We start from the raw sequence: 12,929 nt of genomic DNA on the forward strand, positions 1-12,929 counted from the left end.
TCTCGAAGCACTCATGGTTATTTGTAGAAATAAATATTATCGATATAGGCATCCGGACTGGTCAGCAGATCTATAACAATCTGTTGAATATTGCTGCTCCCGCCCAGGCCGCTGTTTTCCAGCTCGCTAATGGGAATATCCACCTGTAACCAGCTTCCCTGCCCGATCGCAGGATCAGATACTGCATTGATATTGATAATCCCTTCAGAGAGCCCTTCCGGAGGAATATTGACCACCTTCATCAGGAAGGCGGAAGTTTCCTGGATTGGATCAGGAAACCATATATCAAAGCGGAAATGCGTCATGCCTGCGCATCAATCTGATTCTCGCCCAGTTCGATTACCTGAAAATTACCACCATCCCCCTCGACACGGGTATACCTTAGCGCAGCATTCCCCATGATCTGAACCTCCTCAAAAGCGGCAGCTCCGTAGAGGTTAAATCCTGCATTGGGTACATTAGTGTAGGCATCACTGTAGATGGAGATCACATTTTCCGCCGGCTGTGATGGCGCAGGGGCTGACATCGTTGGCGGCAAGGGACCGCTGTTATCCTGTTCCTTGTAAAAATAAATATTGTCAATATACACTTCCCCGGAACTAAGCAAATCAATCACAAATTGCTGTATATTGCTCAGGCCACCGAGACCATTGGCCTGCAAATCAGCCAGTGGAATATCGAACTGCAACCAACTTCCCTGAGTAATGGCCGGCATGGTAGTGGCGTTGATATTTATACTGCCCTCCGTCAGGCCGGTCTCCGGTATATCCACCACCTTCATCAGAAAGGCGGAATTCTCATTCACGGGATTGGGAAACCAAATGTCAAAGCGGAAATTGGTCATGCCGGCGGAAAGGGCATCAATCTGATTCCCCCCCAACTCAATGACCTGGAAATTCCCTCCATCCGTCTCGGCTTGTGTATATTTCAAACTGGCATTCCCCATCAATTGTACCTCCTCAAAAGTGGCTGCCCCATAAAGGTTGAACCCCAGGTTTGGCACATCCTGATAAGCATCACTGTAAACAGATATCACATTTTCTGCCAATTCTGTAGGGTCAGGCGCAGGGGCTACCGGGGGTATAGGCAACTCCACCATCCCCTCTTCCTGATAGAAATACATATTATCCACCAAAATGGCGGAAATGGTGGCATCGCTGACAAAGAGAATTTGTGCAAGATTCATGGTGCTGGTTAGTCCGGCAAAATCTTCCAATGGAATATCGAGCCCTGCCCATTCGCCGGTGGTCAGTGGCGGACTATTAAAGGTTATGGAACCGCTGGAATCGTCTCCTCCACCAAAAGCACCATCGGGTCCGAAATCCACCAGCTCTATACGAATGAAATCCCCTTCCTCTATGGGTTCAATCACCTGCAGGTCCACATGCAGATGTGTCATGTCCGCCGCATTGATGGTGGGTTGGGTAAATTGGGTTGCAACAAAATTCAATTGCGTATAGCGAATGATATTGTCTCCGTTAATCACCAAATCGGCTCCGCCCTGTGTGGTTTGGAAAGGTTCGAAGAAGCCGTTATAGAAATCCACCGGAACATTGGTATAAGCATCGCTAAAAACCGAAATCACCTGATCTTCCGACCGATCCGGCACCGGCGCGGGGCTAAACTCTCCGGAGGAAATCACCGTTAGCGAGCCTGCCGCTTCCACGCCCTTCAGGCTGGCAGTAATGACCGCCGTTCCTTCCCCGATCACCGATACCAGTCCGGCTTCATTCACCATGGCGACCGTGGAATCAGAAGAAGTAAAGCTGAAAAAGGCAGCGGTAGTATTGACGGTCTGATCGCCCCCATTGGGCAAATTAACCGTATAACTTAAATCGGTGATGGGGGTGGTCAGGCCGACGAAGGTACGGGTTTCCACATCCTCCCCATCCAGAATGGCCGGACGCTCCTGCGCCAGTGTGCCTAATTTTTCAAACTGCACCACATCAATCCATACGGTATAGCCATCACCATCATCAGGCCCATCGGAAAAAATGAATAAACCACTTTCCTCTGTGAGTTTACTTGCATCTGGAATGGGGATGATGTATTTGGTCCAGTTGGTGGAAAGGCGCAGGCTGGTTGTGGTAAAATATTCATTGTCTCCGAAATCATTACCAAAGCCGATTAAATCCACAGTAGCAGCCTGTGTGGCCTGTGCATAAAAGGTAAGGGCATTATATCCGCTGAGATCCCGCCCACCAGGGTCTAAAAATACGCCTCCGGCAAAAGGGCCTTCGGGATCCCCAAAATTGGGGACATCAAAACGCATGGAGCTGTTGCCAATGTTTCCCTCAAAACTTACTTGTTCATCCACCGTGAAAGCGGTCAGTTTCGACTCTCCAAAAGCGGCATATTCCAGACCGGGGCTGAAAGTATCAATAAACACCTCTGCCGTATTGGGAAAAGTAGCCGGCTGTAAGTCCTCTTCCTCCCTGACACAACCAACGGTAAAAAGCAGGCTCAGGCTAAGCACCATTAGCGAAAAACGATATTTCGAAAGCGTCTGTATTCCTCTGTTCCTGCTCATTACTTCCCGATATTAAAGTGGACATATGTTCTCAATTCCCATTCGTTTCCGTTATCAAATCCCACCGGACTGATGATGGGCGTATTGGAAGGCGGGATGCTGGCATTGGGCAAATACCTGGGTGAATTTTCATCCAAAGAACGCCAGGTAAAGCGAATGCCCAACTGTGTACTTGGCAGAATATACCAATCCTGCTTCCCCACGGAGGTTGAAATATCCGCCATCAACTGTAAGGGGAAAGTTAGGTTAAAGTCACGATGATAATCATAAGGCCCCCAATCATTCACCTTGACATGGGAATTCAGTTTCATGTTTTTATAGAGGATGCGTAAGTCTCCTCCTCCTCTTTCAATCGGCCTTGGGTCAGAACCTCGGGCCTGCCCGTTACCCCCGTACCAATTGACGATTATGCCCAGATCGGCATCCACCTTGGAGACAATACGTCCGTAAACTTCCCAGATATCCAGGGCCGGCGGCGCACCATCCGCCGCTGTTGGCACCCGTCCGGTACCCGGAAAGACGATATTGGCATCATGAGAAGTAGGGTGATGGCGATAGGCAAAACCTACACTGGTCGCAAATTTGGCGTCCTCCTTCCGGTCGTTATCCCATTCATACATCCAGGTGCCAGGCGTTGGATCGAAGGTAAGCAGCAATTCCCCTCCCACCGTCTCCCGGTTATTGATCACTACAAAAGGATCATCCAGTATATTTCTCAAACGGCCGGGGCTACTGACATCGTTGGGCATAGGATCCACCAAAGGCTTTTGCCACAGAAAATTCGGTGCCACCTGTAATTTCCCCATCGTGACCGTCAGTCCGGTCAGTACATTATTCTGATTCCCACTGCCGCTGTCTTTTAAGCGCCAGCCGGTGAACGTTTGCGTCGGATCCGGACTACCATTGGCGACCAGGCCCATGCTGGCCGCGGAGGCATACCAATTCAGGCGTCCGGAGGAATAGGTCAGTTTCAGCTTCCCCCCCCAGGTGTCGGAATCTTTTACTTCATCGGTGAAAATCTGATAGTTGCCTTCCGATCCTTTCGATAGCTGAAACGATCTGCCCACCAAAGGCTGGCCACCCCAAATGCCGCCCAGCTCCGCCTTAAACTTCCCGATCTGCCGGTCAACATGCAGGGTAACTCTGCGGGTACGCGGCTGCGGAACGGCAATGGAAGTCACAATCTGCCGGGGCTCATCCAAATCCTCATGGTAGATCCCAGTCAGGCCAAATCCCCCGACCTCACGGCTGTATTTTAACAGCAGCGCCGGGTTCCCTCCCCACCACAATTCGGGGCCGAAGGCCAATTTAAACCCTTTCAATTCCTTCTTACCAGCTATTTCAACCCCATTCGGAGCATTGCCATTATAAATATCTAAATTCGGACCGTAATTGGCCTCCGGATACAGACCGAAAAAATCACCCTCATATCCCCAGTGGTAATGCCCGGTCCGGAAAAATCCGTCCAGACTGAAATACTCATGCTCCCAGCTATAATCAGCCTGATATACCTGCACCCGATTCAGGGCCGTCTGCACGCTATTCCCACTGACATTAGGAATAGCAGTAGGGCGGCCCCGGTTTTCATAGAAAATTTCATTGATGGGATTGGTGGCCACATTGCCTAAAACGTTAAAGGTAACATTTGCCCGAACATTTTCAGTCGGGCGGGCTTCCACACCAACAAAAAAAGACTGCATATAATCAAAGCCCTGCCGATCGGGGAAAGTGGTGCTATTCGGGTCCGGATCCTCCGGAGTGATGGTCAATTCCCCTCCCGTAATAAAAGTAGTAAGTTCGGCCCGCATTTCACTTAGCCGGATCATCTTACTTTCCTGCGCCTGCAAAGCGGCCTGATCTCCTCGTGCTTTCAATACCGCATCCATCACCAGGATACTGTTAAAATGTTCCTGTACCGAGGCCAGCGTCACCCCCTCTGCATAAGGATTGATTTGATGCGCTTTTTGTAAAGCATAATAGGCCGCCCGGGGATAAAGGTCATAGAGACCTCTGGGGTTGGTGGGGCCTTTGGCGCAAATGCCAAACCACTCTTCATTCATATTATTTTCTCCCTCCTGAAAATCGAAGGTGTAACCTCCATTCGCCCAGGAGGCATTGGCATCATGAACATCCAGATTTTTAGTCTGCCAGAATTTCCACCAGCCATCACTGAACTGAAAGGTAAAACCCCCAAGAGAATTGCCGGCTTTCCCAAAACCTTCAGCGTTCTCATAAATCTCCTTCCAGTTATTCAACAGATATTTGGCCTGGGCCTCCTGATCTTCTACACCTGAAACCGCGTTAAATGCATCGGACCCAAATTCCGTGAACAAAATAGGTTTGTTCAGCTCTACCCGAACCCTTTGAAAGGCATCACTAAAAGACATTCCCCGATACATATTGGTGCCGAAAATATCGATATCCTTACAGGCTTCCTGAATGATTTCAATAAACAACAGGTCGCCATTACAGATGGCTATCGGATGGTTGGTATCGATAGCTTTCATAGCCAGTGTTCCCTCATTGAACAATTGATACATGGCTAAAGCGCGTTGGGTGGATTTCCGATCCTCTACCGGAATATCTTCGGTCTCGGCTCCATCCCAAAAAAGCCCGTAATTATTTTCATTTCCTAAAAGGTAGAGCAGCAAGCCCGGCGTGTTTTTATAAGTATCGGCCAGTTCGCGGACCTCTTTCAGGAGGAGTTCACGCGTGCGGGCATCACTGTAATCAGTATTGACCACGAAGGCACCATTAATCTCCAGCCCGTATCGCCCGAAAGCATGATTGAGCATAGTGTAAATGCCATAATTTTCATAAATGTATTTGATCCAGCGGGGAGGAATTCCGGTATATACCCGGATGGTATTGACGCCCATGTTTTTCAAAAGCGACATTTCGGTATCCAGAGCGGCCTGAATAATATCATCCGGTTGATTCCAGAGACTATAGGAGTAATTAGTCCCGATGGGAAAATAATCCCAGTTCATCCCGTTGACCATAAAATCCTTTCCGTCCACCTGTAGTTTCATCCCGGATTCCAGCTGTTGTACCCGAACCTGGTTTCCCTGAGAAAAAGCTGCGAACGAAATAATTATGAAAACGAATACAATGTAGATTTTCCGCATATTCGTGGCATTAGTTTAATGGATTCAGTTCATAAAACAGGTTGATTTAAACAGAGAATTTCATGTATAATCATTTGGTTACTAGACTATCATCACAAAATGATATAACTGAGAGCAACCGCACTACCGTTAAAAAATTCTTGCCTGACCTAAATTATTACAATGGCGCGTAAGATTTTGTTTAAAAATCAACCTTTCTGAGGGTTGATCCTCCTATTTTTAAATACATCCTCTGATGTGGAGATGAATGATGGTAATTATTGATGAATATTTTTCAGGCAGCGTGTGGGATATGAAGATAAAATACGATACCTGGAGGTGAACCTAAGCTGAATTATTCACCACAAGATTAGGGTTCCTTCAAGGGGTTTTCTACCTGCGCATTGTGATTGATTTCGCTGATTTTCTGATAGCCCGATTGGGGTAGGCTTACTTTTCGCTTCATTCATCTGCCCGATGATAAAAACGTGAAATAGGAAAAATTTCTTCATTTTTCCGCAGCAAGCAACTAAAGCTGGGTTTTCGGATAAAAAAATAGGACGGAGGGAAACTACCAATACGCGTTGGAAGAAAACCTCCATCCTTTTTTTAAGATTAGAAATATATATTTAAACAGCTTCTTACAGATTACTACTCCCAAAGAAAAGGTCCCTTTTAATTACTTCCAAAGCCATAACCTATACTCATTGTCCAATTCTGGAAATGGTCTCCTCCTAACCGAAATAAGTATTCATAGCCAACCCGAACCAATAAATAATTCACTCCAATGTTGTACTTAGCTCCGGTTGAAAGTTGAAGTCAGCAGGTCTTAGAGGGAAACAAATCAAGATACCTAGGCCTCATATTGTTTTCATAGGCCACGTGACCTTTCTGATGCTGCCAGGATTGGGGTGTCAACCCTAAAGAGAAAAAAGGCTGAACAGCCTTTTGAGGAAGCTCATACCTCAGGCCAAATTGGTATTTAAAAACAGCATACTGTGCATCCATATTTAAATAACCAAAAGTACTAATCCAGCTATAATGTTGATAATGCAATTGGGTATAATCCAAACCTAACTCCACGTTCCATGCCCTGAAAGCTTTCAGCGGCTTAAACAGGAGAAGGATCCCCATAGAAACATTTCGATCGGCAGCGATGGATAAATCATGCTTTTTCATATAATAGGATCCAGCATTAAGCCCCAACATAAGCTCTACGGAAGATATATTAATCAAATTTTTGGTGTAATCAATACAGGCATAATCACTACATACCGCTTTATGATAATCCTTGGTAATACGAATGAGGTCTTTATACGGAAAATAGGTATCATCTACCCTTTCCTGCACAGAGGGCGCATCATTAAAGTAATAATTCATAATCCGTTTGTATTGATTTGAATCCTTTCGTAATACGGTACCATCTTCATCGATAATCTCCACCTCATCATTCGTTAGAGGCTGAAGCTCTTCCCCTTTTTCCAAAAAATAATAATCCAATCGCCCTAAATTCAAATAATACAAATTAGCGAAACCCTTCACTAAATACTCTAAAAAATACTGACCAGTTTGACCTTTCACCTCAACCGTTTTACTGACGTATTGCTTCCCCTTTAAAAAACCATAGGCTAAAATATCCGATGGTTCATATTTGAGATTTCCTGCCAGAGATTTGAACCAACAAAATTTTGCGCTATTAATATTATTCCGATAATCAATTTCTCCAAAAAGAGTATCCCCCTTCATTCTTGACAATAAAACCTGCCTGAAAGTCTCTTTGGGCCATCAATGTACTGGGTGAAAAGCACCATAAAAAATAAAGCAATAGGCCCACTCTAAAAAATAACAAATCCATAAGAGGTTAAATATTAAACTATATACTTAAAAACCAACCTATAATAGATATTATTATGAAGAAAAACAGAAAACAATAATGGAAATAAAATATATTTAGACAACACCCCCTTCAATTAGGCCAATAATTAGGAGCACATTTCCCACATCCAAAATAAAAAATTTAAATAGGAATAGGAATAGGAATAGTACAGAGAACTAGAGGGGCATAAAAAATATCCAGATATATTAACGCGAATTAATTTAGTTGAAATGTATTGTCGCTCCCTCACAACAAGTAATCAGTAAAAAAACTCACCCTCAAAAACAAATCTGATAGATACCTCACAACCACTTCTTCCATTTGGCAATCATAAAAGGAACAATCCCCAATAGCACCATAGAGATCAACGTTAACGGATATCCCCAAGTGGCTTTTAATTCCGGCATATGGACAAAGTTCATCCCATAAACACCGGCCACCAAGGTAGGTAGCGAGATACAAACCGTCACCACGGTCAGCATTTTAAAAATATAATTCTGCTCCAAATCTACCCGGTTTGCGACATAATCCTGCAAATCATCCAGCCGCTCAAAATTAAATTGAATATAATCCGACACCACTGATAAATCCTTTAGATCACTTTCAATGGTTTCCCACACCTCTAATTTACTTCCCCAGGCAGATTTTTTAAAAAGACTAATGACCCTGGTGGACTCAATTAAAGCCTCTTTAATCAGTAAATTATTAAAGCTATACTTTGTAATGCGATCCATAATATCATCCTTGAACTTCTTCTCCAGCAATACTTTATTCGCTAAAACTTTAATCTTATGCACCTCCGTTTCGGTGATGTCAGCAAAATAATCAGAGATAAACTCCACCTGATACTTTAAAATTGCTTCCACCCCATTGGACTTTTGCAATTTCTGAAATCCTTTAGAATAGCTTTTGTTGAAAAGACTGTTTTCATTGGGACCGGAAAAAAAGAACAGGGCACTGGAAGTAAGGATGAAAAATATAGGAGTCTCCGAAAGGTTCTCTTCCTGAATTCCGTAGGGAATGGAAATGTGCATGGAAATTTGATTTTCCTGTTCAATCAAATGAGAACTAATCTCTATGTCCTCATAACGCTGCATAATGGAAAAATCCAGACCAAAAGTTTGTTGCGCCCATTCCACCTCCTGATGACTATAATCGATAAACTTAATGACATCAAAACGAAGCAGGTGTCCTTTTATCTCGTCCGTATGCTGAAGCTTAACCGTCTCTCGGTTTTTTAACAGTAATTCGATCATAGGCATTGTATTGGAATTTTCCCTTTGGAAAGTCAAAGTTCATAGCGACAATATGACTATAAACCAATTTTAAAGGATAGCCTTCAATGCGGGCATTGCTCCTTTTTGAGTACAAACAAAAGCGGCAATTTTAACCGCTTGCGCATGCAGGTCTTTTAGCGGTTGCCCCTTCAAAATACCCATGACCAAAGCTGCCGTAAAGGCGTCTCCGGCACCCACGGTATCGCTTACCACCACTTTTGGGCTGGAAAGCTCAGAGACTTCTCCCCTGGCATCCATCAGTATGCTTCCCTCTGCTCCTTTGGTCAGGGCAATCCATTTCAGTTGATACTGACCAATTAGACTTTTTAAAGCCGCTATTTCCTCTGAGGGAAGATGGTAAAACTCCTGCAGCACCATAAGCTCTTCCTTATTGATTTTAAGCACGTTACATAACCGCAAAGAATCCTCTATGATTACTTTGGAATAAAAATGTTGTCGTAAATTAATATCAAATACTTTCAAACAATCCTCGGGTGCTGATTTCAGTAAACGGCGAATCGTCGAAGCAGAAACGGCACTCCTTTGCGCCAAAGAGCCAAAACAAATTGCATGCGCTGCTTCCGCCAAGACCTGAATTTCCGGACTAAATGGAATATAGTCCCAGGCAACATCCTCATGTATTGTATATTGGGGAATACCGTTTGAAGAGAGTTCCACCTCCACGGTACCTGTAGGTTGAGCAGGAAGCACTGTGATATAGCGCCCTAAATGTTGAGCATTTAGCTGTTGTTGGATTTCATCACCAAGTCCATCCTTCCCTACAGCACTAAGCAGATAGGATTGAGCACCTAATTGCTGACAATGAAAAGCGAAATTTCCGGGAGCCCCGCCAAGCTGCTTTCCGCCGGGCAAAAGGTCCCATAAAATTTCACCTATCCCAATAATTTTATATTGCTTCATGTATTATCCAATATATGACGAAAACTAAGCGCGAGTTTAAAGCCAAAATTCGCCGTAAAAATTTAATTATTGCAGAAGCAATACCTGATTAATTTAAGAGAATAGCATCGCTATTGTTGATAAAATACGCGGGTACGCTTCCAGTAATTCGAATTTGCAGCCGGAGGGTGTGCTTATAAACACGCGCTCAATAGGCGATTATTCAATCCAACCCAAAAATATTTCCACATCATCGGACATCCGGCGTACTCTTTTTATTTGATTCACTACCGGTGTATCATAGGGCTTAAACAATCTGTAAAAATCGATAAAAGAATCCGCAACCAAATGATTACTTTTATGCCTAAAAAGCATGATCACCCGATTACAATTTTCCGCTCTGGCTGTATATAACAATGCAGCCAGTTGTTGGAAGTACATGGTAGAATATTCCTCATAATGCATCTCATTTGATAATTCCATCCATTGGAGGTAATCTGAAAACTGCGCCGAAAAATTGGGCACTTCCATATTGTTCCCTACTTTCTGTTCGACAGTATCAGCGTCTATTTCTTTAAGATGTAACAATGCCAAGCCTCCCTCAAAGCGACCCATCGCACTGAGATCCACCGCAATGGAAAAGGTAGAAGCGGGTAATTTTTTAATAAAATCCGAACAACTTTTAAGATGTTGAAATTCAATATTTTCTTCAATCAACACATATTCAATGGAAGAAAAACGGGAATCAACAGAAGAAGACCATTGGGGTAATGGATCCTGCACTATTGATTTGTCAGACGTGGGGGCATCCGACACCAATCGATTACTAAAGGCTTTATATTTCATTGTGGGGAAAAAAATTTAAAATTTGCCTGAAGGAATATAAGAATTATCGGCGGTATTTCTAAAATATACCTGCTAAATTCCACTCCAAGGACATTTCGCAATGTAAGCAAAGCGTAATACCCAAAAAATATCAGCGGTTCATGAAATAAAGTTATTCCAATTATCCTACATTTGTCCATTAAAAACATGGTATATTCCTCGTCAACTTATGGCTCTAAAGGATAAAAGATTTGTAAAGCTGATACGTTTGGTCCTACGGGATTTTATCAATTATAATCGATTGGTCTTTCACCGTATTGCTAATCTTGCGGCGGACACCGATTATATTGGCACTATTAAGGGCATTAAAGAAGGGGTTGTTCTAATGGGCTCCAACCTATGGATCCTGATATGTTCCAATATCATTGCCTGCATAGGTTTGGATGTCAATTCTCCCGCTGTCATTATTGGCGCCATGTTAATTTCTCCTTTGATGTCTCCCATTTTAGGGATTGGTTTGTCTGTAGGCATTAATGACCGGGAATATCTGATTAAATCTTTACGAAATTTCATGGTGGCCGTTGGCCTGAGTCTGACGGTATCCATCATATATTTCAAAATTTCGCCATTTGGTGAACTGACCGAAGAAATGAAAGCCCGGACAGCCCCTACCATTCTGGATGCTTTTGTGGCTTTTTTTGGCGGACTGGCCGGCATTATTGCAGGCTCCCGTACTGACAAAACCAATGCGATTCCGGGGGTAGCGATCGCGACCGCCTTAATGCCGCCACTATGTACCGCAGGTTTTGGCATCGCCAGTGGGGAGTTGAAAATTTTTGGAGGTGCATTTTATCTGTTCTTCATCAATGCGGTCCTGATCAGTCTTTCGACCTATGTGATTGTTCGACTATTACGATTCCCACAGGTGGAAACCCCTGATGCCCAAGTGGCCGCCAAAACTCATCGATGGGGCTTGTTCATCGTGACTTTATTACTGATTCCCAGCTTTGTCTACTTATTTGGTGCCGTAAAAAATATCACCGAACGAAAGTTGATTGAAAACTTTATTTCACAAAATATTCATGAGGATTTACTTCAGGGCGTCCAGTGGTCGGCAAAACGAGACTCACTAAAACAACTTAATTTAAAGGTTTACTATTTCGGTACTTATATTGAACCGGATTCCGTTACGCTTTTGGAACAAAAGTTAAATAGTGCCTATCAAAGTACCTTGTTGTTAAAATGGGATTTGCCCAAGGCCACCAATATAGACTTAATCCCGACAGATTCTCCCCCTGATCAGGAGCAGAAGCAATTGAAACAACAATTGATTATTTATAACTCTAAACTGAACATCTTACAACAAAGATTTGATCAGGAATTAAAAAAATCAAATATGGCATTGGTTGATCAGTTAGCTACTACTGATAGTCTGCAAAAAAGCCTGCTCTACCTCCAAAATGACAGTATTCCGTTTAATGACATTACCAATATTGCGAGGGTAATTTTTCCGGAACTCAAGTCCCTCACGATGGGAAAAATCAGCACCACCCAGTTTAAAGGAGAAGACGCAGAGCACCAGGTAATTGCCACTTTTCAATGGGACTTGAGCAAACCTCAATACATCAAAGAACGCAAACGAAATGAGGCGCGCCTGTTGCGCTTCCTGGAGGCCAGAACCAAAAGAGGAGTGAAAATTATTGAAGAAAAATAAGCTATAGCACGTTCAACCGAATTCTGCTTTCACAAATTCAGTAAACCACCATAAAAGCTCATCACAAGTGCATTTTGGGTGGTTTTTCCGGTTTTCAGCCATCCAAATTAGTATCCTTAAGCCGGATTATTCCTGCTTAGCTTAAATCCTCGCTTCGTTGAAAGGCGGAAAAATGACCGAATTTTTCCTATTTCGAGTTTTTCCCAAGGAAGCAGATGAAGAAGGAGAAAGCAAGCTTGCCCAAATCTGGGCTATAACAAAATCAGCAAGCACAAATATAGTGGATTGACAATTAGTTAGTTAAGACATTTCACAAAATCTGACGGTGAATAATTTGGGTTAAAACAGCCGTAAGGATATACCAGGCAGCCATGGCATTTTTTGAGCGGGATAATTCCATCTGGCAAAAGCAAAGTGCTGCTCTGATGACAAAAAATGGGCAATAATCTTAACCCGACTATTCCTGCTTAGCTTAAATCCTCGCTTCGTTAAAGGGCGGAAAAATGACCGAATTTTTCCTATTTCGAGTTTTTCCCAAGGAAGCAGATGAAGAAGGAGAAAGCAAGCTTCCCCAAAATTGGGCGATGATATATTAATAAATCTCGCCGCAATGCATTAATAATAAATTGTTTATGTTGATCCGTTGAATCTAGCGGTGAATTATTCAGTTTAATATTAGTATTGAAATTCTACACAAATC

8 protein-coding genes are annotated in these 12,929 nt (G+C 43.4%); 1 reads left to right on the forward strand and 7 read right to left on the reverse strand.

Annotation, left to right across the window (positions count from 1 at the left end):
• Positions 1–17: 17 nt before the first annotated feature.
• The 7 genes from AAA970_RS17595 to AAA970_RS17625 form a co-directional block, all read right to left on the reverse strand.
• Positions 18–305, reverse strand: a complete 288-nt coding sequence (locus AAA970_RS17595) for a hypothetical protein (protein WP_338238203.1) — start codon at positions 303–305, stop codon at positions 18–20.
• Complete coding sequence (locus AAA970_RS17600) at positions 302–2,530, reverse strand: Ig-like domain-containing protein (RefSeq protein WP_338238204.1); 2,229 nt, start codon at positions 2,528–2,530, stop codon at positions 302–304. The genes AAA970_RS17595 and AAA970_RS17600 overlap by 4 nt, the downstream gene beginning before the upstream one ends.
• The gene (locus tag AAA970_RS17605; protein ID WP_338238205.1) at positions 2,530–5,658 is read right to left on the reverse strand and encodes a glycoside hydrolase 5 family protein; all 3,129 of its coding nucleotides are present in this window, start codon (positions 5,656–5,658) and stop codon (positions 2,530–2,532) included. The genes AAA970_RS17600 and AAA970_RS17605 overlap by 1 nt, the downstream gene beginning before the upstream one ends.
• Positions 5,659–6,456: 798 nt before the next feature.
• Positions 6,457–7,383 carry a hypothetical protein gene (locus AAA970_RS17610; RefSeq protein ID WP_338238206.1) on the reverse strand — a complete coding sequence of 309 codons (927 nt, stop codon included), beginning with the start codon at positions 7,381–7,383 and terminating at the stop codon, positions 6,457–6,459.
• Positions 7,384–7,815: 432 nt separating this feature from the next.
• Entirely contained in the window at positions 7,816–8,769 is a 954-nt protein-coding gene (locus AAA970_RS17615) for a CorA family divalent cation transporter (RefSeq protein WP_338238207.1), read from the reverse strand.
• 69 nt (positions 8,770–8,838) lie between these two features.
• A complete protein-coding gene (locus AAA970_RS17620) occupies positions 8,839–9,711 on the reverse strand; it encodes a carbohydrate kinase family protein (protein ID WP_338238208.1) in 873 nt (290 codons plus the stop codon).
• A gap of 198 nt (positions 9,712–9,909) precedes the next feature.
• Entirely contained in the window at positions 9,910–10,536 is a 627-nt protein-coding gene (locus tag AAA970_RS17625; RefSeq protein WP_338238209.1) for a hypothetical protein, read from the reverse strand.
• Between the two features lie 208 nt (positions 10,537–10,744).
• Here AAA970_RS17625 and AAA970_RS17630 point away from each other — a divergent pair, with 208 nt between their 5' ends.
• Positions 10,745–12,229, forward strand: coding sequence for a TIGR00341 family protein (locus tag AAA970_RS17630; RefSeq protein ID WP_338238210.1), 1,485 nt, complete (start codon positions 10,745–10,747; stop codon positions 12,227–12,229).
• Positions 12,230–12,929 lie beyond the last annotated feature (700 nt).

It is taken from the genome of Persicobacter diffluens (assembly GCF_036244895.1).
Lineage (GTDB): Bacteria > Bacteroidota > Bacteroidia > Cytophagales > Cyclobacteriaceae > Persicobacter > Persicobacter diffluens.

Bases quoted from the DNA above. Each gene is read 5' to 3' on its own strand.
- AAA970_RS17615 (WP_338238207.1), bottom strand. From the start codon at position 8,769: ATGATCGAATTACTGTTAAAAAACCGAGAGACGGTTAAGCTTCAGCAT.
- AAA970_RS17625 (WP_338238209.1), bottom strand. From the start codon at position 10,536: ATGAAATATAAAGCCTTTAGTAATCGATTGGTGTCGGATGCCCCCACG.
- AAA970_RS17600 (WP_338238204.1), bottom strand. From the start codon at position 2,530: ATGAGCAGGAACAGAGGAATACAGACGCTTTCGAAATATCGTTTTTCG.
- AAA970_RS17620 (WP_338238208.1), bottom strand. From the start codon at position 9,711: ATGAAGCAATATAAAATTATTGGGATAGGTGAAATTTTATGGGACCTT.
- AAA970_RS17605 (WP_338238205.1), bottom strand. From the start codon at position 5,658: ATGCGGAAAATCTACATTGTATTCGTTTTCATAATTATTTCGTTCGCA.
- AAA970_RS17595 (WP_338238203.1), bottom strand. From the start codon at position 305: ATGACGCATTTCCGCTTTGATATATGGTTTCCTGATCCAATCCAGGAA.
- AAA970_RS17610 (WP_338238206.1), bottom strand. From the start codon at position 7,383: ATGAAGGGGGATACTCTTTTTGGAGAAATTGATTATCGGAATAATATT.
- AAA970_RS17630 (WP_338238210.1), top strand. From the start codon at position 10,745: ATGGCTCTAAAGGATAAAAGATTTGTAAAGCTGATACGTTTGGTCCTA.